This window comes from [Mycobacterium] manitobense (assembly GCF_025821665.1).
Lineage (GTDB): Bacteria > Actinomycetota > Actinomycetes > Mycobacteriales > Mycobacteriaceae > Mycobacterium > Mycobacterium arseniciresistens.
This window is the reverse complement of the sequence record NZ_JACKSJ010000148.1, coordinates 208271-231702: the sequence shown is the minus strand read 5'-3', so window position 1 is coordinate 231702 and position 23432 is coordinate 208271. Positions and strand designations below refer to the sequence as shown.

The 23432-nt window shown below is 63.6% G+C and carries 19 protein-coding genes and 1 pseudogene; 17 read left to right on the top strand and 3 right to left on the bottom strand.

Annotated features, from left to right (window positions below):
• The 14 genes and pseudogenes from H7I41_RS18755 to H7I41_RS18690 form a co-directional block, all read left to right on the top strand.
• A pseudogene (locus tag H7I41_RS18755) lies at positions 1-264 on the top strand (hypothetical protein); the annotation flags it as partial.
• A gap of 780 nt (positions 265-1044) precedes the next feature.
• Entirely contained in the window at positions 1045-1959 is a 915-nt protein-coding gene (locus tag H7I41_RS18750; protein ID WP_264014105.1) for a LuxR C-terminal-related transcriptional regulator, read from the top strand.
• A 388-nt stretch (positions 1960-2347) separates the two neighbouring features.
• Positions 2348-3373 (top strand): NAD-dependent epimerase/dehydratase family protein, encoded by a 1026-nt coding sequence (locus H7I41_RS18745; RefSeq protein WP_264014104.1) that lies wholly within the window; start codon positions 2348-2350, stop codon positions 3371-3373.
• 2 nt (positions 3374-3375) lie between these two features.
• Positions 3376-4557 (top strand): DegT/DnrJ/EryC1/StrS family aminotransferase, encoded by a 1182-nt coding sequence (locus H7I41_RS18740; RefSeq protein WP_264014126.1) that lies wholly within the window; start codon positions 3376-3378, stop codon positions 4555-4557.
• On the top strand, positions 4554-5351 hold the full coding sequence (gene rfbF / locus H7I41_RS18735) for a glucose-1-phosphate cytidylyltransferase (protein ID WP_264014102.1): 798 nt from the start codon (positions 4554-4556) through the stop codon (positions 5349-5351). The genes H7I41_RS18740 and rfbF overlap by 4 nt, the downstream gene beginning before the upstream one ends.
• Positions 5306-6580: a class I SAM-dependent methyltransferase gene (locus tag H7I41_RS18730; RefSeq protein WP_264014101.1), complete on the top strand. Its 1275-nt coding sequence runs from the start codon at positions 5306-5308 to the stop codon at positions 6578-6580. The genes rfbF and H7I41_RS18730 overlap by 46 nt, the downstream gene beginning before the upstream one ends.
• Before the next feature lie 37 nt (positions 6581-6617).
• On the top strand, positions 6618-7544 hold the full coding sequence (locus tag H7I41_RS18725) for a hypothetical protein (protein ID WP_264014100.1): 927 nt from the start codon (positions 6618-6620) through the stop codon (positions 7542-7544).
• Positions 7541-9136, top strand: coding sequence for a sugar transferase (locus H7I41_RS18720; RefSeq protein ID WP_264014099.1), 1596 nt, complete (start codon positions 7541-7543; stop codon positions 9134-9136). Before H7I41_RS18725 ends, H7I41_RS18720 begins: the two co-directional genes overlap by 4 nt.
• The gene (locus H7I41_RS18715) at positions 9136-10278 is read left to right on the top strand and encodes a glycosyltransferase family 2 protein (RefSeq protein ID WP_308214638.1); all 1143 of its coding nucleotides are present in this window, start codon (positions 9136-9138) and stop codon (positions 10276-10278) included. The genes H7I41_RS18720 and H7I41_RS18715 overlap by 1 nt, the downstream gene beginning before the upstream one ends.
• Before the next feature lie 24 nt (positions 10279-10302).
• Complete coding sequence (locus tag H7I41_RS18710; RefSeq protein ID WP_264014098.1) at positions 10303-11745, top strand: lipopolysaccharide biosynthesis protein; 1443 nt, start codon at positions 10303-10305, stop codon at positions 11743-11745.
• A 251-nt stretch (positions 11746-11996) separates the two neighbouring features.
• On the top strand, positions 11997-13082 hold the full coding sequence (locus H7I41_RS18705; protein WP_264014097.1) for a hypothetical protein: 1086 nt from the start codon (positions 11997-11999) through the stop codon (positions 13080-13082).
• Positions 13083-13206: 124 nt separating this feature from the next.
• Entirely contained in the window at positions 13207-14412 is a 1206-nt protein-coding gene (locus tag H7I41_RS18700; RefSeq protein WP_264014096.1) for an O-antigen polymerase, read from the top strand.
• 8 nt (positions 14413-14420) lie between these two features.
• The gene (locus tag H7I41_RS18695) at positions 14421-15560 is read left to right on the top strand and encodes a glycosyltransferase (protein ID WP_264014095.1); all 1140 of its coding nucleotides are present in this window, start codon (positions 14421-14423) and stop codon (positions 15558-15560) included.
• On the top strand, positions 15557-16588 hold the full coding sequence (locus tag H7I41_RS18690) for a glycosyltransferase family 4 protein (RefSeq protein WP_264014094.1): 1032 nt from the start codon (positions 15557-15559) through the stop codon (positions 16586-16588). The genes H7I41_RS18695 and H7I41_RS18690 overlap by 4 nt, the downstream gene beginning before the upstream one ends.
• Before the next feature lie 5 nt (positions 16589-16593).
• Here H7I41_RS18690 and H7I41_RS18685 read toward each other — a convergent pair whose 3' ends face one another.
• The 3 genes from H7I41_RS18685 to kstD form a co-directional block, all read right to left on the bottom strand.
• Positions 16594-17733, bottom strand: coding sequence for a right-handed parallel beta-helix repeat-containing protein (locus tag H7I41_RS18685; RefSeq protein ID WP_264014093.1), 1140 nt, complete (start codon positions 17731-17733; stop codon positions 16594-16596).
• 169 nt (positions 17734-17902) lie between these two features.
• Positions 17903-18763 carry an enoyl-CoA hydratase ChsH3 gene (gene chsH3, locus H7I41_RS18680; protein WP_264014092.1) on the bottom strand — a complete coding sequence of 287 codons (861 nt, stop codon included), beginning with the start codon at positions 18761-18763 and terminating at the stop codon, positions 17903-17905.
• Positions 18763-20469, bottom strand: coding sequence for a 3-oxosteroid 1-dehydrogenase (gene kstD / locus H7I41_RS18675; protein WP_264014091.1), 1707 nt, complete (start codon positions 20467-20469; stop codon positions 18763-18765). The genes chsH3 and kstD overlap by 1 nt, the downstream gene beginning before the upstream one ends.
• A 73-nt stretch (positions 20470-20542) precedes the next feature.
• Between kstD and H7I41_RS18670 the strand changes: the two genes are divergently transcribed.
• Genes H7I41_RS18670 through dmpG form a run of 3 tightly spaced genes read left to right on the top strand, consistent with a single transcriptional unit; the run spans position 20543 to position 23328 of the window.
• Positions 20543-21328 carry a 2-keto-4-pentenoate hydratase gene (locus H7I41_RS18670; protein ID WP_264014090.1) on the top strand — a complete coding sequence of 262 codons (786 nt, stop codon included), beginning with the start codon at positions 20543-20545 and terminating at the stop codon, positions 21326-21328.
• A 15-nt stretch (positions 21329-21343) separates the two neighbouring features.
• A complete protein-coding gene (locus H7I41_RS18665) occupies positions 21344-22273 on the top strand; it encodes an acetaldehyde dehydrogenase (acetylating) (RefSeq protein WP_264014089.1) in 930 nt (309 codons plus the stop codon).
• Positions 22270-23328, top strand: a complete 1059-nt coding sequence (dmpG, locus tag H7I41_RS18660) for a 4-hydroxy-2-oxovalerate aldolase (RefSeq protein ID WP_264014088.1) — start codon at positions 22270-22272, stop codon at positions 23326-23328. The genes H7I41_RS18665 and dmpG overlap by 4 nt, the downstream gene beginning before the upstream one ends.
• Positions 23329-23432 lie beyond the last annotated feature (104 nt).

Genomic DNA, 23432 nt, shown 5'->3' with positions numbered 1-23432 from the left:
GGTCAGGGCACGCCCGGCGGTGCGGGCGCGCCGCAGCAGGGCCGCGAGGACGCCGGCGAGTCCCGGCCCGAAGAGGCCCGCCGCGAGGAGACCGACCGCGAGCGCGAGGAGCGCGAGAGCCGTGATCGCGACGAGCGCTACCAGGCGGCTCCGCCTGCGGGCGCAGGACCCGCGGAGGGCCGCCCGGGTGCCGGGCCGGTTCCGGTCGCGCCGGACCATCCGCGGCAGACCGGCGGCGAGGACGACCTCGCCCGCCGGATGTGACCCGCAGGGAGTCCGACGCCGTCGGCGGCTGCACGGCATCGCCGACTCTGTCCTGCAGGCGGGTCGTCATCCAGGTAGATGACGTCGAGCGGGTGCTCGTATCAAGGCCGTCGCTGGCGCGGCCACCTCACGTCTTATAACCGAGCTTCGCTGGCCAGGCCGCCATGCTGCGTTTACAGCAAACTTCGGCTGCGGTTGAGACCGCCTTTCAATAGTTGCGTCGACAAACTAAATCGCATTTGAAGTTGTCGGGCGGGGGCGAGGTAAGGACGCCGGCAAGCATCGCCGCGCCTGCCGTATAGACGCGGAAACACGCGTCACCGCACAGGATCACCGCGGAAATCGAAGAATATTTACGGAGAAGTAACCTTTTTCGTGCGCCGGTCCAGCGCGGGGTGGATGTGCAGGGACTTCGACGGATTTCAGGCTCCTGTCAGTATCCGGCATGGTTGACTCGGAAAGCTTTCTCTAACGCAGGCGAAAAATACCGTTGACGTCAGTTCTGGCAAATGTTTATGCTGTCGCAACTCACAAGGTCATGGGGGCGTCGTTCGAGTCAGGTCACGAGGTAATGACCGGAGCAGCGTCCGCTGCGACATCGCGCGACAGCTCAAGTGAAATAGACACATCCCACATGGCCAGAAGTGGAGTCAAGCAGATGGCTCGTCAACCGATCTTGAGTCGAAGAGGCGGATCGCCAGTGCGAGACGCGACTCAGCGGGAGCGCGCTCCGGCGACACCCACGGCTCCGGATACGCCGGCGTGAGTCGGGTCGTCGTAATGGACGACTATTCGACTCGAGGCACGGCCACCATCGACCCTTCGAGTCCGAACGAGACCACCGGGAACAACCCGGCGTCGACCGGTCCGGCCTACGCAGTCAACGCGTTCCGGGTGTCTGCCGATTACGGTCCGCGCGCGTCGGGCAATCACCGGATCAATATCGCTGGCCGCCGAGAATCACCGAGGTGGGACGAGCAGTGGCACGGTGCCGACCGAACGAAACCCTCGGCTCCGCGAGATCCGCGACTCCTACTCCGCGATGCCAGAATTCTGATTGTCGATGACTGCACGATGTTTCGCGAGTACCTGGCCGACGTCATCTCCGCCCACGGCGCCACCTTCACCGGCGTCGCGTGGGACGTGCCCTCACTTCTGTCCGCGTTCGAGGACATCCTGCCGCGCGTCATCCTGATCAACATGGCGACCAGATCCAGCGCAGTTCTGCTTCGACAGGCCTTGCAGATGGGTTCCGATGTGCGCGTGGTGGCCATCGGCGTTTCGGAACACGACGAGTCGGAGATCGTTGCGTGCGCCGAAGCGGGCGTCGCCGGTTACCATCTGCGCAGCGATTCGCTGGAAGAGCTGCTGGTTCTCGTACAGCTGGTAGCTGAGGGAGAGTCACTGTGTTCGCCCAGAGTTACGGCAATTCTCCTCCGGCGATTGAACGCCCTGGCTTCGCAACGACCGGTACGGGAAAAAGAACCAGTCCTCACGCTCCGTGAGGCCCAGATCCTCAAGATGCTGGAACTAGGTCTTTCGAACCGCGATATCGCCGAACAACTCTGCATCGCGGTGCACACGGTGAAGAATCACGTGCACAGTCTGCTCAACAAGCTCGAAGTGAGCACCCGTGCGCAGGCTGCTGCCCTCTCTCGCACCATCCGATACGGCGAGTCGGATCAAAGGAACTAGCCCGAGGTCCAACCGGAAATTCGCTCGCATTGCCCATGTACTAGCAACTTTCGGCAGCCGATAGTTACTGCATGCCGCAGAGGGTAACTGACATCACTGCAACCGGGTCGCTGGCTCGGGATTCGGTGCAGTTACCCGTCCACCGTTTGGCAGCCATTTCGCCAGACGCTCATCGGACACCGCATCGGTTTGCGCACAGGACCGCCGCCTGCGGCACTAATCGATCGACCGGCATCCGGCGATCGGTCATGAGCGAGTGCGGGTATCACGGAAGTGGCTCGGCCGAACCTGCGGCGCAACCCACTACGGAGCCACGGCACAGCCGTAGAAGCCCTTTCACCGGGGCTGAAGTCTGCACCTCGCTCTCGGTGCGCTCGAGGCGGGGCTTATGAAGATCCTGCTCACGGGCCATTCGGGCTACCTCGGCGTCGAGATGGCGTCATATCTCGTCGATCTCGGTCATGACATCGTCGGCCTCGACATCGACTTGTTCGCCGGATGCGACTTCATCGCTGCGCCTGATCCGCTGCCGGCGTTGAAATGCGACGTACGCGACGTCACCGCGGCCGACCTGACCGGATTCGACGCCGTGATTCACCTCGCCGCGCTTTCCAACGATCCACTCTCGGACCTGAATCCTGCGCTCACATATGACATCAATCGTGATGGCTCGATTCGGCTTGCGAGGGCGGCCAGAGAGGCTGGAGTGAGTCGCTTCATATTCTCTTCTTCCTGCAGCCTCTATGGCAAGGGTGGCGACGCCGAGTTGAACGAGCAGGCAGACCTGAATCCGGTGACGCCGTACGGCAGGTCGAAGGTGCAAGCGGAGCGGGCACTGGCGGATCTCGCCGATGACGAATTCTCGCCGGTGTACATGCGCAACGCGACCGCGTACGGCTTCTCGCGCCGACTCAGGGCGGACATCGTTGTCAACAACCTCGTCGGGCAGGCGATGACCACCGGCATGGTGAAGATGGAGAGTGACGGGTCGCCGTGGCGACCCTTGGTGCACGTCCTCGACATCGCGCACGCATTCGCCCGAGCACTTGTCGCACCGCGCAGTGTCATACACAACAGAGCCTTCAATGTGGGCCGTATCGGTGAGAACTACAGAGTGCGCGACGTGGCGGATCTCGTCACCGACATCGTTCCCGACTGCAGGGTGAACTTCGCCGAAGGTGCGACTAGCGACATTCGTGATTACAGGGTGGATTTCACCAGGATCGAGCGTGAGTTGCCCGGATACGACCCTCAGTGGACCGTCCGGCGGGGGATCGAACAGCTCTTCGCCGCATACCAGCACAGCGCACTTACCGCGAAATTCTTTAAGGGTCCCCGCTACTTCCGCGTGCGAACAGTCATGCAACTGATGGAAAGCGGTGCTCTCGACGCCGATCTCAGGCTGGCGGCGTGACGATGACCCTCGTGCTCAGTGGGAGCGCACGTGGTGCCGTAGGGGCGACTGAGCGGATTCCCATCGCGGGACCGTGGGTCAGCGACGTGGAACTTCGATACGTGGCCGAAGCGGCAGAGAACGACTGGTACGGAAATGCTGGTCAGTCGGTAACGCAGTTCGAAACCGAATTCGCCCGATACCTCGGGGTCGACTACGCGGCGGCGGTTCCACATGGCACCTCTGGATTGCACCTGGCGATGCTGGCATTGGGCATCGGCCCCGGCGACGAGGTCATCGTTCCCGAATCGACCTGGGTGGCCAGCGCCGCGCCGATTGTCTATGTAGGGGCCACGCCGGTGTTCGCCGATGTCGATCCTGAGACGTGGTGCTTGTCCGCCGAATCGTTGGCCGAGCGGATCGGACCCAACACGAAGGCAATCGTCACGGTCGACCTCTACGGCGGCGTGCCTGATATGCGTGCGATCCGGTCTGTCGCCGGCAACCTACCGATCATCGAGGACGCGGCGCAGGCCATCGGCGCGAGATGGATCGACGAGCCCGCAGGGCGGCTCGGCGACATCGGGATCTTCAGCTTCCATGGGACGAAGACGATGACGACTGGAGAAGGCGGCATGGTCGTCACCAGCAGGCCTGATCTGTCCGACAGGGTGGCAAGGCTGAGAGACCACGGACGCAGCCCCGCCAACTTCCGCTTCTTCGTGACCGACGAGATTGGGTTCAAGTACCGGATGGGCAGCCTCGCAGCGGCATTCGGCAGGGCGCAGTTGACTCGCATCGACGAGTTGGTCGCCAAGAAGAAGCAGATCTTCCGGTGGTACGAGGCCCGGTTGAAGGACGTTCCCGGCATCCGGCTGAACACCGAACCGACGGACGTCACCAACACGTTTTGGATGGTGACCGCCGTTGTCGAACCATCGTATGAGTTGGCGACCGGGCAGATGATCGAACGTCTGGATTCCGTCGGTATCGACACCCGGCCATTCCTGCCTCCGTTGAGTTCGCTGCACGCGTTCGACGCGGTTGGTACGAGAGGCGTTGGTGCGAGCAGCAACCCGGTGGCATACGACCTCGCCGGCCGCGCGCTCAACCTGCCGTCCGCGCTCATGCTCGATGAGACGCATGTCGATCGGGTGTGCAGTGAATTCCGTAGCCTTCTACTCACACACCGGGGACATCGATGAAAGCTCTGATACTCGCCGGCGGGCGGGGCACCCGGATCAGCGAAGAATCGCAATCTCGGCCGAAGCCGATGGTCGAGATCGGCGGCCGGCCGATTCTCTGGCACATCATGAAAATGTATGGCGCCGCGGGGGTCACCGATTTCGTCATCCTGCTCGGATACAAGGGGTACATGATCAAGGAGTTCTTCGCGAACTACTTCCTCCATACATCCGACATCTCGATCGACCTGGCCACCGGATCCATTTCGACTCTGCATTCCACGTCCGAGCCATGGTCGGTCACGCTGCTGGACACCGGCGAACAGACCATGACGGGCGGTCGCCTCCTGCGCGCACGAGACCACATCGGCGACGAGACCTTCTGTTTCACATATGGTGACGGGGTCGCCGATCTCGACATCCGCAATGTCATCGAGTTTCACCGAAAGTCAAGATCAATCGCGACCGTGACCGCCGTTCAACCCCCTGGGCGGTATGGAACGCTCGACCTGAGCGACGGCGACCGCGCCCACTTCGCCGAGAAGCCGCAGGGTAGCAGCGGCTGGGTCAACGGTGGCTTCTTCGTCGTCGAGCCATCGCTTCTCGACTACATCGACGGCGACGAAACCATCTTCGAGCAGGCTCCGCTGAATCGGCTGTCTGTTGATCGCGAGCTGTCCGCGTATCAACACAAGGGCTTCTGGTACGGCATGGACACGTTGTTCGACAAGATCACGCTGAACGAACTGTGGAACGCGGGGAAGGCGCCGTGGAAGATCTGGTCCGACACCTCGGTTTTGGAGCCCACACCATGAGCATCAACTGTAGGCATTGTGGACTGCCGGTGAAGCACTCGTTCTGTGATCTCGGCATGTCTCCGCTGGCGAACTCGTACCTCAGCGAGGCTGAGATAGATCGAGCCGAAGTCTTCCTGCCGCTCCACACATACGTCTGCTCCAACTGTCTGCTGGTCCAACTCAGAGTCTTTGAAGCGCCGGACTCCATCTTCAGCGACTACCTGTACTTCTCCTCCTACTCGCAGAGTTGGCTGGACCACGCCCGCTCGTACTCCCTTGCCGTGATCGAGCGATTCGGGCTGGACGCGAGCAGTCAGGTCATTGAGATAGGCAGCAACGACGGGTATCTGCTGAAGAACTTCGTCGGAGCCGGTATATCCGCGCTTGGAATCGAGCCTGCCGCCAACGTCGCGGCAGTTGCGCAGCAGCATGGTATTCCGACCCAGGTGGCGTTCTTCGGAACCGTCCTGGCCCAGCAGCTCTCCGCTGAAGGTAGGCTCGCGGACCTGCTCATCGGCAACAACGTCCTTGCCCATGTGCCTGATCTGAACGACTTCGTCGGCGGTATGTCGGTCGTGTTGGCTCCCGGGGGGGTGATCACGATGGAATTCCCGCATCTGTTGCAACTGATGGAGCAGAATCAGTTCGACACCATTTACCACGAGCACTTCTCCTACTTCTCGCTGCTCACTGCTCGTACTGTCTTCGATGTAAATGAGCTGCGGATCTTTGATGTCGAGCAGATTCCCACGCACGGCGGCTCACTGCGGATCTTCGCATGCCACAGACGCTTCGGCGGGCACCGGACAACTCGGCGCGTGCACGACCTGGTAGATGCCGAACGGCGGGCCGGCCTCGGCGACCTCAACGGCCACCTCGGTTTCCAAGAACGTGTTCAGCGCGTCAAGAGGAACCTGCTCCGGTTTCTCATCGACGCGCGTGAGAGTGGATGCAGCGTCGTCGCATACGGCGCACCCGCCAAGGGCAACACGCTGCTCAACCACTGTGGCGTCAAGAGCGACCTCGTCGACTACACGGTGGATCGAAGTCCACACAAGCAAGGACTTTTCCTGCCGGGAACGCACCTGCCGATCTATGCGCCTTCGCACATCCGTGAGACGCGTCCGGACTACGTCCTCATTCTCCCGTGGAACCTCAGCGCCGAGATCGCCTCTGAGATGTCGTTCATCCGTGACTGGGGCGGCAAGTTCGTCGTCCCGATTCCCGAATTGTCGATCATCGAGTGAGCTTTCGCTCGTAGCACTCCCAGAAGGGACGGGCACAATGACGCTTGTCGTTTCATCAGAAACGAACTTTACCGACAACGAGCGGCGGTTGCGCCTCTACGCCGGCGAGGTGTTCTGCATTCCGCCGCGCCCGTCGGTCAAGGCATTGACGGACTTCGCGTACGAGATGATCGCAGATGCCTTCGGGCGTCTCGACCCGCTGACCGCGCACCGTCACCTGTCGGTCGGCGAATATGTCGGCATCTTGAAGAAGCTCAAGCCCGCGTTCACACACCACCCGAGAGCCAAGGACCTCATCGGCGACATCCTCGGCGATCTCGGAGCGGATCCGACCAAGACCTACTTCGACGTCCCCAAGTTGCGAGTCGTACCGCCGTCGGCGTACCTATCTGCTGGGCTCGGCTACAACTACAGAGCCCACCGCGATACGTGGTATTCGGCGCCGCAGTGTCAGAACAACTGGTGGACACCTATCGCCGGCAATTCGACGGTGACCGGAATGCAGTTTCATCCGGACTTCTGGCAACAGCCTGCGCCGAATACCAGCGACGCCTTCGATGCCTACGAATGGAACAAGACGTCGAGGCGGGAGGCGGCGTCATACGTCAAGGACGATCCGCGGCCGCACCCTACCCTCGCCGGCCAAGACCCGGGGACCAACCTCAGAGTGGTGGGCGACCCTGCTTCGCTCCTGTGCTTCTCCGGGGCGCAGCTGCATTCGACGGTACCCAACAAGACGGATACCGGAAGGTTGAGCATCGACTTCCGAACGGTGCATCACGACGATCTCGTCGCCCACGCCGGTCCGGACAACGTCGATTCACGGAGCACTGGCACGTCCGTCCGCGACTACCTGCGGGCCGACACTCGGAGTCGTCTGCCGGATGCGGTCGTCGCAATGTACGACTTGAACGGAAGCACCCAGGGAGTCCTCACATTCGATCCGTCGATGGTCAGCACATGACCACGATCGAGAATCTCTCGGCTCTTGGAGACGCCACGCCATTCACGGCGGCGGCGCCCCCTGAGACCGGCCGAAGGCCATCGAAGCGACACGGCAGGCTGAAACGCGTCAACGCGGCCCCGCTAGACCGGTTGTTGACGGCCGCTCCTGAGGCGAAGGCCAAGGCGCGGCAATGGAGGCGCGCACACCGTCGGCGCGCGTTCGCGGTGGATGCCGCAATCCTTCTCGTTGTGGTTCTGATCGCACAGGTCATCGCATCCCGGATGTCAGTAGCGGTGGCTGATGACGCGGGCTGGCCCCGGTTGTCGTTGTTCTCGGCGATCCTCTTGGCGTGTTGGCTGACGGTGCTCGAACTGCAGCAGACTCGCGATATATCTCTGGTGGGCATAGGCATCGAGGAGTATCGGCGTGTCGTGACGGCGTCGGCGTGGATCTTCGGTCTGACGGCGGTGTTGTGTCTGTTCTTCGATGTGCGAATGTCGCGCATCTATCTGGCTACAGCACTGGTTCTGGGAGTCTCCGGACTGATCGTCGGAAGGCACTGCGTACGACGCGGTCTAGCGCGGCGACGAATGAAGGGTGAGTTCGTCACCCGGGTCGTGGTTCTCGGCAGGCCCGATTCCGTTCGCATGCTCAGTGAGAGCTTTCGTCGCTCGCCCGCATCGGGATACAGGATTGTCGGCGCGTGCCTTCCTGACTTCGATGGGACGGTTGGTGAATCGTTGGTCACGCCGTCATGCACCGTTCCGGTGCTGGGAGGTGACTGCTCAGTCGAGTCCGCGGTGGACATGGCCGGTGCGGATGTGCTCGCCGTCGCCGCCGTCGAGCACCTCGGCCATCGCAGGATGAAACAGTTGGCGTGGCGGATGGAATCTCTGGGGATCGAGCTGATCGTCGTACCGGGAGTGACTGACATAGCGGGGCACCGGTTGAAGATTTCGCCGATCGACAATCTGCCCCTGTTCCACATCGCTCCACCCCACCTGAACGGGCCCTCGGCCTTGGCCAAGCGGACGTTCGACTTGTTGTTCGGGAGCGCGGCGTTGATTGCGGCGATGCCGTTGATGGTGCTCGGTTCACTCGCGGTCAAACTCGGTGATCCTGGACCGGTCCTGTTCCGTCAAGTTCGAGTCGGACATCGCGGCAGACCATTCCGAATCCTGAAGTTCAGGACGATGATCGTCGGCGCGGCGGATCTGGAGTGTGCCAGACCGGCCGGTACTGAGGACGCCGGCGTCTTCTACAAATCGGCATGTGACAGCAGGGTCACGCGCGTGGGTCGAGTCCTTCGGGCGACGAGTATGGATGAGCTGCCTCAACTGATCAACGTGCTACGCGGCGAGATGAGCATTGTCGGTCCGCGTCCGCTGGTTCCCGGCGAGGGACAGTCGGTCGAGGACTTCGTCGAGCGCAGGGGGCTTGTCAAGCCCGGAATGACCGGCTTGTGGCAAATCTCGGGTCGGTCCGATGCATCCGAAGACGAACGTATTCGGCTCGATCACTCGTACGTCGACAACTGGTCGTATGTCCAGGATCTGATGATCGTCTGGCGCACCGCCCGCGCGGTCCTGAAGCGCGACGGCGCCTACTGATGACGAAGGACAGACGGAACATCGCGATGAGCAATCACGCAGCGGAGCATCGTCCGGTATCGGGCAGCGAGGTGTGTGAGCCGTATACCGCCAGGAACTGCCGACCAATGATCAGAAGAACCCCGTCGAGCACCGTTGATGTCTTCATCCCCTCCTACCAGTACGGAACTTATCTCTCCGACTGTGCTACGAGTGTGCTCAGCCAGCAGGTGCCGAGCCTTCGCCTTCTGATCATCGACAACGCGTCGACAGACGGCAGCCGGGAGATCGCACAAGGCATCGCAGCGGCGGACGACCGTGTCACCGTTGTCCTGAACGAGCAGAATCGGGGCTGGCACCACTCCTTCAACCGGGCCATCGACTGGGCGTGCTCCGACTACTTCATGATCCTGGGCGCTGACGACCTCCTCCCGGCAGGTGCGCTGGACTTGGAGAAGGCTTTCCTGGATGAACATCCCGAGGTGGCTTTCGCATACGGCGTCGAGGCGAGGCTTGCCGACGGACTTCTCGACTCGGGGCGATGCGACGCCGCACGGACTCGCTGGAACGTTGTGAAGGGTGAGGAGTTCATCCGTAGAACCTGCTTCGACTCGTTCTGCGACGTCGGATCCGCAGCATGGATCATTCGCACCTCCGCATTGAAGGAGGCCGGCGCGGATGGTCACTATCGGTCAGCCTTGCGCACAGCCGATTTCGAGATGTACCTGCGGTTGGCGATGGTGGGAGACGTGGCCAGCTGCAATCGGGTGCTCGGTATCCGCAGGATTCACGACGCCGAGATGTCGGCCCCCTACAACAAGCAAAGGGTCCTCGACTTCGAAGACCATGAGGCCGCGTTCGGTTCTTTCTTCGCCCACGAAGGAACGGCTCTGCCAGGGGCCGGAGAACTTCTCACCCTTTCACGCCGTGCAATGGGTGACTACGCCTACTGGTACGGATTATCGCAACTCCTTCACGGCCGCGATGATGCCAAGACCGCCTTCGCTTTCGCTGCCGAACGTCGCCGCCTTCCGACATGGGTGCCGCCCCTGGGATTCCTCGCCAAGAAGCGGTGGCTGCGCAGCATGTGGCGGGCCGGGCGGCGAGTGGTCCACCCGGCGAAGCCGCTCGACCCGGGCCTCAAGGTCCCGGCGTACTTCTGAATCACGTTCTGAGGTTGAGTATCCGTGACCAGCAGCGAAGGCGCGAACAGCGAGATGCGTCGCAGTTTCGCATGGCGTGCGTTCGCCGCGGCCGGTGGCATCGTGTCGACCTTCCTGCTCTCTGTGATCGTTGTGCGGGAACTGACCCTGCGAGATGCCGCGGCATTCTTCGCAATTCTCGCAGCGGTGTCATTCGGTCCACTTGTCGGCCGTCTCGGACTCGGCCAGAACGTCATTCGCCTCATGGGCGCCGAGTGCGACCCACGGAAGCGACGCCAGATCGCCGGTACACATCTCCATGCGACTGTCGTTCTGTCGTGTCTTACAGCGCCGGCGATAGCGCTGATCGGCTGCGTCGCCTTGATCGGCGACTCCGACCTGGTGCCGACGTTCATCCTCACCTCCGTTCTCATCGCGATTGAGTCGACGCGCTTGATGGTCAGCGACATCTTCGCGGCGGCCGGACGGGTGCGCGCCTCAATGGCGACAATGCATTACGTTCGCAGTCTGCTTGCGCTCCCGCTGGTGGCTTTAATGGTGTTCACCTCGAGCCGACCGTCGTTGCTGGAGGTGTTGGGGGCGTATCTCGCCGTGAGCGGGATACAGTTCGCGGCTGCGTGCGTCCATGCCCGCCGGGAGGTCGCCGTCTTCGAGATCTCCTTCGGAATCCGGGACCTCAAAACGGCTCTGGGCCAAGGTGCACACTTGTTCATCCTGGATCTCTCCGAATTCATGCTGCGACAGGGCACCATCTTCCTGGCCGCAGCCGCGTTCAGCCCGCTGGCCGCTACGCATTACTCGGCGGCGGCGATGCTCGCGCTACAGGTGACGCTGCTTGACAGCCTCTGTGCGCTCGCGGTTACACCGCCTGCCGCGCGCCTGTGGGCTGCCGGCCGGAGAACGCAGGTGGTTCGCATGCTTTCCAATGTGGCTACGCTCAACAGCCTTGTCTCGGTCAGTGTCGTTCTGCTGCTGGCTCTTCTGGGACCGCTCATTTTGGAGCTGGCATACGGGGTCGAGATGCGTTCCGCGAGTGCAGTGCTGCTCATACTCGCCGCGAGCGGAATCTTCCAGGCGTATTTCGACGGCAGCGTCACGCTGCTCGTGATCAGCGGACACATCGCGGCGGCAGCACGAACGGCGATGACGGTCTTGATGGTGGCATTACCCGCAGCCGTGGCCGCAGCGTTGGCGGGCGGCCCGAAAACACTTGCCACCGTTGCATGCTTGAGCGTGATGGCCAAGTCGATCTGCCAATGGATGACAGTGCGCAAGGTGCTTTCAGCATCGCCGCGAGCGCACCATCACGTGATCCGCGCTTTCCGCGAGTTGGTGAGGGATCGCGACGACGACCTTGAAGACTCCGCCTCCGCGACCGGCTCGTCCCGCCGGCGCGATCCCCGACATGTTCCCGGGGATTCGCTCCAGGTGTCACGGACCCCTTCAACCATGGGCGGAGCGCCATAGTCATGTCCGACGAAGTCACAAGAATTCACCCCTCAGCGGCTGCGGCGATCTCCGGTCCCGCACAGCGAGCGTGGATTGCACTACTCATCGTCGGAGCGCTAGTCGGCGTCGGGGTGGGAGCCGTCTCCGGTGGACTGGTCAGTCGCGCACAAAGCGGCGAAGCAACCGCCAGCGCCTTGGTCCGCATCGCCCCAACGGCCGACCTCAGTGCGCTCGCATCAGGCGCAACGGCCGCCCGCACGGATGCGAGCGTGGAAAGCTACGTGGCCGGCGAGGTCGCCTACCTGTCGAGCCCCGGCTTCGCCCGCGCAGTGGGCGGCGCCATGGGCAGGGTGGCGCCCGCGACCGTGCTGGTCACCCAGAACGGCACGTCGCCGGTGTTGACCATCACAGGGATTGCTCCGACAGGTGACGCGGCGGTGGAAGCTGTGGACACGGCCATCGACGTCTACCGGCGGCAGTTGAAGCGACGTATCGACGAGCAATTGTCGAGCGTGCTGCCGAGGCTCGACGGATGGGAGCGAAGTGCGGACGGTGCGACCGACGGCGCGCGGGCCGTGGAGGTGCAGAACCTCCGGGAGGTCATTCTGCTGCAGGCCGCGGAATCGGTCGCGCTGGAGGTCGTTCAGACGCCGACCGTCGACGACGCGGCGAACAACTCATTGGCGATCGCAGTACTGTTCGGAGGCCTGGTGGGCGGCCTTCTCGTGATCCTGGGGCTGACCGCCATCCGCAATCGATCGAACCGTTTGAGATCGGCGGCCGAGGTCCTGGACATGGTCGATGGGCTCATCGTGCCAGCGGTGGAACTACGCGACTCGCACGAGTCCGCGAACGGCCGGGCAGTCCTCGCGCGCACGCTGTATGCGCAGTGCCGCGGGTCAACCCCGATCCGTGTGATCGTCGTGATCGGAGCGTCTCGACGTTCTGAAACCAAAACCGTGGCATCGCTTCTGGAATTCGCTGCAGCCGAGAACGGATCAGTGACGCGCGTGAGGCTGGATCGGGCGTCTGTCCTCATGCTTTCAGCGAAGAACGGCGGAGGCGCGATGATCGTCGATGCGGGAGCGATCGGTGATTCGGCGCTGACAGCGGAAGCCATCGGTGCAGCCACCGACCTAATCGTGGTCGGCCGGCTGAACGTCGACACGGTGCCGCAGATTCTCGCCGTGCGTTCGGCAACTGCTTCGAGCTCGCTGCCTCTACTGGCTGTGTTCACCTATCGGCAGTGGTGGAGTCCGACCCGTTCCCACAATTCGACCATGGCGTACTGGCCGGCCCAGGCGAAGACGCCGGTGTCGCACAAGTCTGGCCTCGCGGATGTACCGGCGCGCTAGACCGCCTGGCGTCTGGTGGCTTTCCCCTGTTACGGTTTCCATCTCCGTCGCCGCTGCGTCGGTATCGCTCACTGCCGCCGTCGGAGACGACCGATTCCGCGAGCTGTGGAACACACCGAAATCGGTGACCGGATCGGCACTGCTCCTCATGTTGTGCGGTGCGATGGCTCTGGCCTTGACAGCCAGCGCGGTGATTGCCATCGGTACGGAAGCGTCCGCAGCGAGGGAATGGCCTGACCTGAGCCCGAAAGCGGTGTCACTGCTGGGTAAGGCGAGCACAGTTCTGGTCTGCCTTACCACGATCGGGACAGTCAGCTTCGCGGTGATGTTGGTGCGCGCCGGCGTCGACGTGACCGACCTGCACGCAGCATCCGGCTATCGCGGGTCACCTGCGATCAAGGACACGGTTGGCACGGTGCCGGGGCTCACCACGATGACGCAATTCGGATGCCCTGCGGTGATCGTTTCGAGCTTGTCTCTGGCGCAACGCATATCGAGAGCTGAAGTCATCAAGGTCTGCGCCGTCATGGCGATGGCGCTCCCGCGCGCGTTCTTGTGGTCGGAACGCCTCGCGATTGTGGAACTCGTCGTACCCCTGGCCGTCGTCGCGTGCATGCGCATGGCGACGAATGGGAGGGTCACCCGCATCGTCCAATGGTCACCGATCATCGTGATTCCCGGCAGCATCGCCGTCTTCGCCGGCTTCGAGTACTTCCGGAGCTGGAACTTCTACCGGGGACATAACGACGGCCTGCTGCAGTTCTCCGTCGAGCGCGGCGCCGGTTACTACGCGACGGCGATCAACAACGGATTCCTCGAACTCACCCATCTCACCCGGACGGGCGGCGCGCCTGACCGTACGGTCGATTTTCTGTACGAAGCCCCTGGATTACAACAACTAGGACTCCAGAGCTGGGTTCTGGGTGACCTCCCAGGACGCAACGGACCGGCCACCGATGCCGACTACGAGATGCTGCTGAATCATCACGCCAATCCGGAGTTCAACAATTCAACGGGTTACGCTGCTCCCTTCCTCGATTACGGGGTCACCCTGGGTCTGGTCTATTTTGCTGTCGTCGGTGTCATCGCCGGACTTCTGTACCGCAGCTTTCGGAATGGTGAAGCGTTCGGACTGTTGGCTTACCCGCTTCTGTTCTTCGGTCTGATTGAACTGCCGCGTTATGTGCAGTGGGCCGAGGGTCGCTTCTTTCCGTCCTGGATCGCACTGATCGTGTTGGCCATGACCTTGAAGCGGGTAACCCGGCACGAAAGCCTGATGGCTGGGCAGATGGCAGGCGCGACACGCGCGATGTCCGGCGTACAGAGATGACTCGCCACGTGTCCTTGGACCTTCCTCATTCTGTTCGCCACGTCGGCGGCCAAGAAGGAAGCATCGCCGCCGCATCGCTTGCGGCGCGACCTCGAATCGTGCACGTCACCGAATCTTTCGGTAGCGGAACCGCCGCGGCTATTCGCGATTACGTGAGGAACTACTCGGCTGCCGACCATCATCTCGTGTACTCGGCTCGCACCGAGGCGGCGGTGGGTTCTGCGGAGTTCGCCGGGTTCGTCACGGTCACCGAGCTCCCCTCGGGCCATTACGCGAGAATCCGCTTCCTCCGTGTGTTCATCGCGAACAGCGACCGGCCCCTCATCATTCACGCTCACTCGAGTAAAGCCGGAGTGTATGTGCGCATGTCGGTGCGGAAGTCGGCCACCCCCATCGTCTACACGCCACATTGCTACTCGTTCGAGCGCTTGGATGTGGCGTGGCCGATCCGGCAGTGCTTCCGCGCGGTCGAGTGGCTCCTGTCCTTCAACACAACCTGTTACGCATCGTGTTCGCCGCGCGAAGGGCAGTTGTCACGCTGGCCCATCAGTCGTCCGCGCGTTGCGGTCGTGCCGAATGTCGGACAGGCCCGCCTCGCGCGCCAGATGGACACTCACGCACACGACACGATTCGAATTGCCGGGAATGGACGGCTCGGAAACCAGAAGGATCACACCTTCTTCGCCGATGCGGTGGCTTCCGTCACGGCGCAGCGCCCGGATGTGCGAGCGGTGTGGATTGGCGGTGGCGAGTCCGCACATGTCGCTCAGCTACGCGCTCGGGGAATCGAAGTCACTGGATGGGTTTCCCGGAGCGAGGCTCTGGCCGTGCTTGCCTCGTGCGATGTCTACCTCCACACCGCTCTGTGGGAAGGCTTTCCCATCTCCATATTGGAGGCAAGCGCGGCGGGCCTACCCGTGATCGCACGAAACCGTCCTTACCTGTCGGGAATGGATATGCCTGTCGTCATCGACCACCCACACCAGTTGTGTGAGGCCCTGCTCGGCATGTGCGGTGAGCGTCCGCGCAGAATCGCCGTAATGGAGACCAAGGCAGCCTTGTCCGACAACTCCGATGAAATGCAACAACTTTCGCTGCGCACCTTGTATGCGCCCTACATCGGCGCGTCATGCAATCTGTTCACGTGAATGGCAAGTGGCTCAGCCAATCACTCACCGGAACGCAGCGATACGCCTCCGAGATCACGCTGGCGATCGCCGAGGCGGCCGAGGTCGACCTCATACTTCACCTACCGAACGACGCCCCTCTGCCCGACTGGACAAATCTCCCGCGGCTCGAGATTCGTCGGGCGCCGTTGCGCGGCGTGCTGTTCGAGCAGGTGTATCTGCCCTGGGCCACGCGGGGTGAGATGTTACTCAACTTCGCTGGACCCGCGCCCCTGCTGAAGAAGCGCCAGCTGGTGACGATGCACGACGCTACGCCGTTTCGGTACCCGCGCACCTTTCGTAAGTCGTTCGTTGCGTTCTATTTCGTCATGTATTTCGTTCTGGCGAGATCGGCGCGCAAGTTGGCAACCGTGTCGTCGTTCAGCGCCCGGGAGCTCGCCGACGTCCTTGGCATCCCGGCCGACCGCTTCATCATCGCGGGCTGCGCGGCAGACTCGCTCGCTCGAGTCGATCCGAAAAAGCCTGACATGGCGGTACCCATCGACCCCTACATCGTTGTGGGTACCCTCGCGAAGCACAAGAATGTCAGCCGTCCGGTCGACGCGATCACTGCCTCGGGTCGGCGGGTCGTCGTCGTCGGCACCGCTGGCAGTGTGCATGTCTTCGCACCGGCGTCTTCATCGGCGCAGACGGCAACTATCGCAGGCCGACTCACCGACGCAGAACTCGTGTGGTTGTACCGAAATTCGCGAGCACTGGTGATTCCATCGCGATATGAAGGATTCGGACTGCCGGTACTGGAAGCGCAGAGCTTGTGCTGCCCGGTCGTCAGTTCGAACGCGGCGTCGTTGCCCGAGGTCGGCGGTGACGCCGCAATATATTTTCCACCCGACGACGTGACACATTTGCTTTCCGCACTCGATTCACTCGAGCGGGACGATCGTCTGACCGCCGACCTGCGCCGTCGTGGCACGCGCAACGCGCAGCGGTACACATGGAAGCAGTCAGCCGATTCCATTCTGCGTTGTGTCTTAGCGGAGTTGAGATGATCACGTCAGGGCACGATCGCATTGCCGTCCAGCGTGAAGTCTGTTGCCGAATAGCCACTTGGCGGAGTGTTGGCGTCGAGGGCTGGAAGACTCGTCTGCTCCAGACGGATTCCGCGGAGAGCGATGTCGCCCACTGTGCCGGCGTCTACCACGATCCCGATGTTGCGCTGGGCGGTCTTGGCCGTGTTCGAGATCGTGAGGTCGGAAACCGAGACATTGCTGACGTCTTCGCTCGCATTGCCGGCATAGACCAAGACTGCGCCCTGGATGACCCCGGGATTGACATTAGCGTTCGTGACGGTACCGCCCGATACGTCGATCGCGTGTGCTGACCTCGTGTAATACTGCGGGCCTCCCTCGGAGGCGATGTAAACCCCCGCGCCACTCGTTCCGTCGACGTGCAGGTTTCGGATCGATACATTCTCCCCGCCGACAACCGACACGCCACGTCCCCACCGAGTGCCGTTGACGACCGGCGAGTTCACCACGATGTCGGCGCACGATGCCGCGTCGTCGGCGTACGAGACCACCGCGACACCGTCGTCTCCTGTCCGGGCGGTAGCGGGATTGTTGATCTGCCCGTTACCGGAACCACCAGTCACGTGAATGCCGTCGGCGCGGGTGTCTTCGACGGTCACGCCGTCGATCCGAAAATTTTCGGCGCCTTGTACGAACACGCCGGCAGCGGCGGAACCATCGACCACAACGCCCCTCACGGTCACGTCGTTCGCGCGTACCACCAACTTGTGCTGATCGAGCCCGGTCCAACGCCGGCCGCTCGGGGGCGCCGACAATGTGACGTTTGTGAGCGTCACACCAGGGGCCGTTATCTGCACCGACGACGTCTCGTCATTGGTGGCTTGCAGCCTGGCGCCGTTTCCGTCGATGCGCACCCCCGGCACGTCAATATGAAGGACGCTGTCGTGGTTGAACGTCTCCCGGTCCAAGGTGAGTGCCTCGCCGGGTTTCAGCTGATCGAATTCTCGTTGCAGGAGTGCAGAACTGTCTTCGAGTGGGTCGCCAACCGCAACACAATCGCCTGCCAGCCCCGCGGCGACGGCAAGAACCGCAACGACCGCCGCTGCCGACGATCGCAGAACGTCATTCTTGCTGCGGCTCAACCGATACATTTCGCTCCAGACCACCTACAGCATGACATAGGAGTGGGTGGCTTAACGATCGATTCGGTCAGACATCGACGCACATGGCAAACGGCGCCACGCGCCGGGGGCCGTAATCGGCGAAGCGCGCGAGTAAGGGAAACACATGACGCAGCGAGGCCGCCGCGGGGGAGAGCCAAAAGCGCGCGACGTCCTACTTCGGGACGAACTCCACCCCGGTCAGCACCGCGGCGTCGTCCCGGCCGGGCGCGACGACGGTCGCGACGTAGCGTCCGTCGTCCTTCCAGACGTTCGCCTTGAGCGTCTCACCGGGGAACACCACGCCGGCGAAGCGCGCGCCGTAGGTGTCCACGGCCGCGGCGTCGCCGCCGAGCACGTGGTCGGTGATCGCCTTGCACGTCATGCCGTAGGTGCACAGGCCGTGCAGGATCGGCTTGGGAAAGCCTGCGGCCGAGGCGAATCCGGGGTCGGAGTGCAGCGGGTTGCGGTCGCCGCAGAGCCGGTACAGCAGCGCCTGCTGGGGCAGCACCGGGATCGACAGTTCGAAGTCGGGTGCGCGTTCGGGCGGTGCGGTGCTGGTCGAGGGGCCACGCTCGCCGCCGAAGCCGCCCTCGCCGCGCGCGAAGATCGACCGCTTCTGCGTCCACAGCAGGGTGCCGTCGGGTGCGGTGACGGTGGTCTCCGACCAGATCACCGCGGCCTTGCCCTTGTCCCAGATGTCGGTGAACCGGGTGACGGCCACACCGGTGCCGCTCGCCGGAATGGGGCCAGGCGCCGAGATCGCCTCGCTGGCGTGCAACACCTTCGACAGCTCGATGTCGATGCCCGGGAACTGCACCGTCGGCGGCTTCGTCATGTGGAAGCTCTGCGCGACATTGCCGAACGTCGGCAGCACCTGCGGGGTGTCGTCGGTCAGGTAGCGCAGTTCGCGCGGGTCCATCGGGTCGGCGCCGGCCCCGAGGCCGAGGTGGTACAGCTGCACATCGCTGCTGCTCCACGAGAACTCGTCGGGTTCGAGCTCGGCTCCGAGCGCCTCGTCCAGGTTGATCGGCATCAGTTCCCCGCCTCGCCGGATGTCTGCGCGGCTCCGGCGAGGTGCAGGGCAGCCAGGTAGCCGAACGCCATGGCCGGACCTATGGTCCCGCCGGGGCCCGGATAGGTGTGACCCATCACCGGGGCGCTCACATTGCCTGCGGCATAGAGCCCTTCGATCACCGAGCCATCATCGCGAAGCGCCCGGCCGTGCACGTCGGTGCGGATGCCGCCCTTGGTCCCCAGGTCGCCGGGCACCATCTTGGCCGCGTAGTACGGCCCGTGACTGATCTCGCCAAGGTTCGGGTTCGGCTTGTTGGTCGGGTCGCCGTAGTAACGGTCGTAGGCGCTCTCGCCGCGGTGGAAGTCCTCGTCGACGCCGGAGCGGGCGAAGCCGTTGAACCGTGCGATCGTGGCCTCCAGCGCGTCGGCCGGCACACCGGTCTTGCCGGCCAGTTCGGCCAGTGTGTCCGCCTTGACGATCACACCGGACTCCAGCCATCTGCGCGGAATGCGCTGTCCGGGCTGCAGTCCCGCGAAGATGTAGCGGTCACGGTACTGCTGGTCGAACACCAGCCAGGCCGGGATGTTCTCGCCGGGTCCGGATCCCTGGCCGTAGACACCGCCGTACATGTGGTGGCACGCCTCGACATACGGCATGGACTCGTTCATGAACCGATTGCCGGACATGTTGACGATGATCGAGCCGGGCGAGTTGCGTTCCGAGAGCGCGAACCACGGCGCGCCGACCAGGGGCACCGTCGGTCCCCACCAGGCGTCCTCCATGACGTCCAGTGCGGCGCCGAGCTTCTCGGCCGCCACGATGCCGTCGCCGGTGTTCGCCTTGGCGCCGACGGTCCACTCGGTGCTGATCGGTGCGCGCTGGTACTTCACCCGCATCTGCTCGTTGTGCTCGAACCCGCCGCTGCCCAGGATCACTCCGCGGCGCACCCGGATGAGTTCGGGCTCGGCGTTTGTGGAGTCCCGCGCATCAACAACGTAGACGCCGCGCACCACCCCGTCCTCGATGTAGAGGTCGGTCAGCGCGGTGTTGAGCCGCACCGGGACCCCGGCCTGCTGGAGGCCGATGCGCAGGGGGGCGATCAACGCGCGGCCCATGCCGACCAGGTTCTTGCCGGTCGCCTTCGCCCACGTCGCGCGCACGCCGACCTTCAGGCTGCGCAGCACGCCGCGTGGGTGGCGCTTGAGCTGGTTCAGCCGGACATAGTCCTGCTGCATGACCACCATGTTCATCGGCACCTTGCCGTACGGCGGCTCGAGGCCGTCGAGGTCGGCGCCGAGCTTCTTGGCGTCGAACGGCTTCGGCTCGACGGAGCGACCGGTCGGCTTGCCGCCCGGTGCCTCCGGGTAGTAGTCCGAGTACCCCGGCACCCAGCACAGCTTCAACGGCGAGTGCTTCAGCACGAACGACAACATCTCCGGCGCCCGGTCCAGATAGGTGTCGATCCGCTCGGCCGGCACCACGTCGCCGATGATGGCGTGCAGGTACTGGCGGGCCGCGTCGGGGGTGTCCTTGACGCCGTCACGCTTGAGGATCTCGTTGTTCGGGATCCAGACGCCGCCACCTGACCGCGCAGTGGAACCACCGTAGTGCGCGGCCTTCTCAACGACTACTGTGGAAAGGCCCTGGTGAGCGGCGGTGAGGGCGGCAACCATGCCGGCTGCGCCGCTCCCCACCACGACGACATCGTACTCCTGTCCGGTCATGTAGAACACGTTATAGAATCGCCCGGCCGACCCACAACTGCGCCGGTCGACGAAACGAGGGGAATTCAGGTAGATGCTCTCTGCCGAGGTGCGTGAGTGGCTTGCCGCCGACCTGGCGCAGGCCGAACGGAGCCGCGTTCCGATCAGCCCGCTGACCGCCCGCGAATCCGACATCGACGTCGTCGACGCCTACGAGATCCAGCTGATCAACATCCGTCAGCGCGTCGCTGAGGGAGCCCGGGTGATCGGCCACAAAGTGGGCCTGTCGTCCGAGGCGATGCAGAAGATGATGGGCGTCGACGAACCCGACTACGGCCATCTGCTCGACGAGATGCAGGTGTACGAGGATGTTCCCGTCCAGGCCGGGCGGTATCTCTACCCGCGGGTCGAGGTCGAGGTCGGTTTCATCCTCGCCGACGACCTGCCCGGGGCGAACTGCACCGAGGAGGACGTGCTCGCCGCGACGGCCGCGTTCGCGCCGGCGATCGAGCTCATCGACACCCGGATCACCGACTGGAAGATCAAGTTGTGCGACACCATCGCCGACAACGCGTCCTCGGCGGGGTGGGTGCTGGGCGAGGCCAGGGTGTCGCCGAAGGACATCGACATCAAGGCCATCGACGCGGTGCTGACCAACAACGGCGAGGTCGTCGCCGAGGGGCGCAGCGACGCGGTGCTGGGCAACCCGGTCACCGCGGTGGCGTGGCTGGCCCGCAAGGTCGAGAGCTTCGGCGTTCGGTTGAAGGCCGGCGACATCGTGCTGCCGGGCTCGTGCACACGTGCGATAGATGCACCACCCGGCAGTCATTTCGTCGCGGACTTCGCCGGGTTAGGTTCAGTCAAGCTGAGTTTCGAATAAGCCAGGGGAGAAGCAATGCCGCAGAAGCTGCAAGTCGCGATCGTCGGATCGGGCAACATCAGCACCGATCTGCTGTACAAGCTGCTGCGGTCGGATGTGTTGGAGCCGCGGTGGATGGTCGGGATCGACCCGGAGTCCGAGGGTCTGGCGCGGGCCCGCAAGTTGGGTCTGGAGACCACCCACGAGGGGGTGGATTGGCTGCTGGCGCGGGATGAGAAGCCGGACATGGTGTTCGAGGCCACCAGCGCCTACGTGCACCGCGACGCCGCCCCGCGCTACGCCGAGGCGGGCATCCGCGCGATCGACCTGACACCGGCCGCGGTCGGGCCGGGGGTGATCCCGCCGGCGAATCTGCGTGAGCACCTTGATGCGCCGAACGTCAACATGGTGACCTGCGGCGGGCAGGCCACCATCCCGATCGTGCATGCCGTGTCACGCGTGGTGGACGTGCCCTATGGCGAGATCGTGGCATCGGTGTCCTCGGCGTCGGCCGGGCCGGGGACGCGCGCCAACATCGACGAGTTCACCAAGACCACCAGCGCCGGGGTGCAGAACATCGGCGGCGCCAGGCGGGGCAAGGCGATCATCATCCTCAATCCGGCCGATCCGCCGATGATCATGCGCGACACCATCTTCTGCGCCATTCCCGAGGACGCCGACCGTGACGCGATCGCGCAGTCGATCCGCGACGTGGTGGCCGAGGTGCAGACCTACGTGCCGGGCTACCGGCTGCTCAACGAGCCGCAGTTCGACGACCCGTCGATGAACTCCGGCGGGCAGGCGGTGGTGACGACGTTCATCGAGGTGGAGGGCGCGGGTGACTACCTGCCGCCCTACGCCGGGAACCTCGACATCATGACCGCCGCGGCCACCAAGGTCGGCGAGGAGATCGCCAGAGAAAAACTTGGAGCAAGCCTTTCTGCAGGATCTGGAGCCCAGGCATGAGTACCGACGAGATCTATTTCGACCCGATGTGGGACATCCGGATGACGGACACCTCTCTGCGGGACGGCAGCCACCACAAGCGCCACCAGTTCACAACCGACGAGGTCGGTGCGATCGTCGCCGCCCTGGACGCGGCAGGCGTTCCTGTCATCGAGGTCACCCACGGCGACGGGCTCGGTGGGTCGAGCTTCAATTACGGGTTCTCCAAGACCCCGGAGCAGCAGCTGATCAAGCTGGCTGCCGAGACGGCGAAGAACTCGAAGATCGCCTTCCTGATGCTGCCCGGGGTGGGCACCAAGGAGGACATCAAGGAGGCGCAGAACAACGGCGGTTCGATCTGCCGCATCGCCACCCACTGCACCGAGGCCGACGTCTCGATCCAGCACTTCGGGCTGGCCCGTGAACTCGGTCTGGAGACGGTCGGGTTCCTGATGATGAGCCACACGATCCCACCGGAGAAGCTGGCCGCCCAGGCCCGCATCATGGCCGACGCGGGATGTCAGTGCGTCTACGTGGTCGACTCCGCGGGCGCGCTGGTGCTCGAGGGTGTGCGTGACCGGGTGGCCGCGCTGGTCGCCGAACTCGGTGACGACGCCCAGGTCGGTTTTCACGGTCACGAGAACCTCGGGCTCGGGGTGGCCAACTCGATCGAGGCGGTGCGGGCGGGAGCCAAGCAGATCGACGGGTCGTGCCGCCGGTTCGGCGCCGGTGCGGGCAATGCTCCGGTCGAGGCACTGATCGGGGTGTTCGACAAGATCGGCGTGAAGACCGGGATCGACTTCTTCGACATCGCCGACGCGGCCGAGGAGGTCGTCGCACCGGCGATGCCCGCCGAATGCCTGTTGGACCGCAACGCGTTGATCATGGGCTACTCGGGCGTCTACTCCAGTTTCCTCAAGCACGCCATCCGCCAGTCCGAGCGCTACGGGGTGCCCGCGCACAAGTTGCTGCACCGCGCGGGCCAGCGCAAGCTGATCGGCGGCCAGGAAGACCAGCTCATCGATATCGCGCTGGAGATCAAGCGTGAGCAGGACGCCGCCGCCGGGGTGAGCTGAGCAACGTCTCGATTGTGACATCACAGCCTGTCCCGTTCTGACGCGCAGTCGTTTGCGGGTATGGTGTGCATCGCTGTCGCACCTGCGATGGTTGCCGTGAGCAC